Annotated in this window: 3 protein-coding genes; 2 read left to right on the forward strand and 1 reads right to left on the reverse strand. The window is 59.9% G+C overall.

What is annotated here, in order from left to right; translation table 11 throughout:
* A partial coding sequence (locus tag P8K07_06390) for a VIT domain-containing protein (protein MDG1958147.1) occupies window positions 1-1,105 on the reverse strand: 1,105 nt, incomplete at its 3' end.
* Window positions 1,106-1,390: 285 nt separating this feature from the next.
* Here P8K07_06390 and P8K07_06395 point away from each other — a divergent pair.
* Both P8K07_06395 and P8K07_06400 read left to right on the forward strand, forming a co-directional pair.
* Window positions 1,391-2,425 (forward strand): hypothetical protein, encoded by a 1,035-nt coding sequence (locus tag P8K07_06395; protein MDG1958148.1) that lies wholly within the window; start codon window positions 1,391-1,393, stop codon window positions 2,423-2,425.
* Between the two features lie 38 nt (window positions 2,426-2,463).
* A partial coding sequence (locus P8K07_06400; protein ID MDG1958149.1) for a DUF6345 domain-containing protein occupies window positions 2,464-3,362 on the forward strand: 899 nt, incomplete at its 3' end.

The following is a 3,362-nucleotide window of genomic DNA, read 5'->3' on the forward strand; positions in this document are numbered from 1 at the left end:
CCAGCAGGTGGAAGTCGTGTTGGTCCAGACGTTCGCGGAAGGCCTCGATCGTGGGCTCGTTTGCCGCGCGCACGGTCCAGTTGAGGTGGAAGTCGCGGCCCGGGGCAGCTTGGCCCCCGTCCAGCTGGATGCGGTGGGCGATGTGACCAACATGACCAACGTGACCACCGTGATTCTCCTGCCCGGATGGGCTCCACGTGACGGTCCCTTCCGAGGGGATGTCCTCGGTGCGAATGGAATGGGTCGGGCTGTCGATGGCGGCGACCGGGCCTCCGGGCATAAGCCGGATGTCGATGGAAAAGGGGTCGTCGGTCAGATGGGCGATACCATCGTGCATCCCGACATCTTGCGAGCGGCCTGATGTGACGGGCTGCGGCTCACTTGGTGTGCTGGTATTTGGCGCGGGATCCGTGAGCGGCAGCAGGGCGGTGGGGAACGTCAAGCTCCATTGATCGCCTTCTCGATGTGCATGGCTCTGATAAGAGATCCGCACAACGATTTCGGCCGATGGCGGAATGTTGGCCACATTGCTGCGGAAGACACCGTGTCGCACACGCTCGACGATTGCAGCGGCGTGCCCGGCTTGGGCGGCGGCCTCGTACAATTGGGTCGCCATATGTGTTTCGTGGATTTCTCCGCGAATATGTCGGTCGCCTACGAGTACGTCCAGACTGTCGACGGCGGCATCCGCCGGCAACGGGAAGACGTAGATCGATTCCAGCCAATGGTCGGTCGGGTTGTGGAAGCGCTGGGTGACGGTCGTGCGCACGATCGGGCCATGAACGGAGATCTCGGCGTGAGTCCCCGACCGCGGACTCGCCATGAATTTGCCCCGGGCACGGGTCCGGAAGAGCAGGCGGCCGTCCTCGATGTTGTCGATTTCTACCGCGCCTCGCGGGACGCTGGCCTCGGCGACAGAGTTTTCTTTTACCACCTGGACGGTTCTCGAGGTGTCCGGTTCCTTGGCGGCACCAGCTTCCGCGGTCCGGACCGCCAAGGCGATCAGCAAGGCTCCGCATATCTGGATTGAAGCCAGCCCGATCCGGCCAACACGGCTCGCTTGTGCCGTCACTCGGGTTTCCGAAAATCCTTTTTCTCTCTGCATGGTTCCCCTCCTCTGATTTGTGTCTGGATCAGAGTGGAGAACCGGGATGGAACCCGCGTTGAGCTTAAGTGGAGAGTCGGTGGATTCGGTACTGTCTTCGGTAACAACTTGCGCCACTCGTGGGTAACGGCTGGTTACCTCAAGGCCCGTTTTCGCCGCCAGAGACCCGGAAAGCTCAATGAAATCAACAGTATTTCACTTGGCACAGTGTCTGCAAAAGGAGTTCCCCAACTTTAAACCGATGCCGCAGCCCATGGCCCGGCCCAGAATAAGGGGAAAATTTTCATGAACGTCAAAAGAAGTCGAAAATGGATGGTGATTGGTCTGGCCGCGGGGCTGGCGGGAGCGCTGGCGCCGCAGGCTTCGCGCGCGGAGGAGAACTGTAGCTCTCACCGGCAACTGCTCGAACAAGCTCTTCCGGCAGATCTGAAGGATGCGGCACGCGCCATGATTGCAGCGCAGCCGGCGGGCGGCCAGCTCACGGAAGCCTTCAACTCCCGGTTGATCGGCGGCGTTCTGGGCGATCGTCTGCGACCCGACAAGACCCAATGTCGTTTTGGCGGCAAGAAAAAGGATACCGGTTTGATCGAGTGTGTCTGGACCAGCAAAGCCGGTTCGGTTCTCGAGGTGGATCTGGCCCGCGGCGATATTTCCTACGTCAGCCGTATTCGGAGTCGCTGGTCCGACGAAGAAAACCGAATCAAGCCCGAGCAAGCGATCGATGCCCTCAGGCAGGTGGCTTCCGGGTTGGGTGTGCCGACAAGCGAATGGCGTGAACCCACGGCCCGCAACGTGATGGCCGGTGTGTCGGGTGTGTCTGGTTCCAATGGCAGTGACGCAGGAACGACCATCCGGCGGGCGTGGGTTGCGGCATCGGCGACTCGTCAGATCGGCGGATTTCCTGTGTTGGGGTCAGCTGTATATGCGGCGATCAACGCCGCTGGTGAAGTCGCGCGCATGCAAATCGATTGGCCCGAGTTGCGCCTGGCTGACGGCGTCTCGGATGCCGATGCCCTGACGCGTCAGGAAATCATCGAGCGTGGCCTTGCAGCTCTCGGTACGGAGATCTCCTGCGACAACCTGGGTGAAGTGCATGCGGTAGCGGTGCTGGCGCCGGCAGCTTTTCTGCCCGCGGGGGCTCCGGATGATGACGATGTCGAACAGAGCACTGAGGATCAGGGCCGGGTAGCCACCTCACCAGATTATGTGCCTGCGTTGCTGGTCTATGCCTTCGCGCCCGAGACCGAGGAGGGCGAGGGAAAGATTACCTCACCGGCGCGCGAATTTGTGCTGCCGCTCTTGGAAACAATTGACGGATAAACCCGATTTTCGCAAACGGATATATAAGGAGAACGACAATGAAAACGATACTGAAAACGACAATTTCGACACTCATCGCATGCGCGATTTTCGTAGCCGCTCCGGCGCAGGCGTCATTGGAAGCTCAGATGTATGTCATCACCGATTGGTCCGCTGAATGTTCCGGCGACAATGTATCGCATTGGGACAATATGATTGACGAATGGTATGACAAGATGGGCGACAAGGGGACCTATTCCAAGGATCGCCGCAAAGTCAATGGCAATTTTGATCGGGACCTTCTCTGTGATCCTGATACCGGCCTGACCAATTGCAACGATGGCGCTTATCTCGATGACGGCGACGCCGTGATGCTGGGCTTGCATGGGAGCGATTCGGGGGATCGTTGGCGTGGCTTGCTGCGCCGCGATGGTGGAAGTTCCGTCTCGGATTGCTACATCGACGCGCCGGATGGATCAGGAACCGACGAGGAGCTCCGTGTGGGCGATCTCGACACCGAGTATCTTCACCTGTCTTCCTGCAATAGCGCCGATGACGACAATATCCCGGATATGTGGCGCATCTTCTACGATCCGGTCGACACCCCGCGCAACGGCCGACGCCTGCATATTCTGACGGCCTTCCACGGGGTCATGGCGATCGGATCGAGTTTTGACGCCGACTACCGTCGCTTTGCTCGGGACGCGCATTCGGGCTCCATCGGCGATTCCTGGATGGATCATATGTATACGGAGAATATTTCCTACCTAGGTGAGTCAGGCCGCCACGACCAATGCCCGGTCGCCTACTCGGTCGGGGCCTCGAGTTCCGCCTGCCTCGATCGCCTGGACGAGGAGGGCTACCGGAATCGACGATCGGATCCGACGGCGATCAACAACTACTGTTACGCATACTTCGAGGGCTGCGATCCTCTGAATGACGGGCCCTTTACCCCGCC

It is taken from the genome of Candidatus Binatia bacterium (genome assembly GCA_029248525.1).
In the GTDB taxonomy this organism is placed as follows: domain Bacteria; phylum Desulfobacterota; class Binatia; order UBA12015; family UBA12015; genus UBA12015.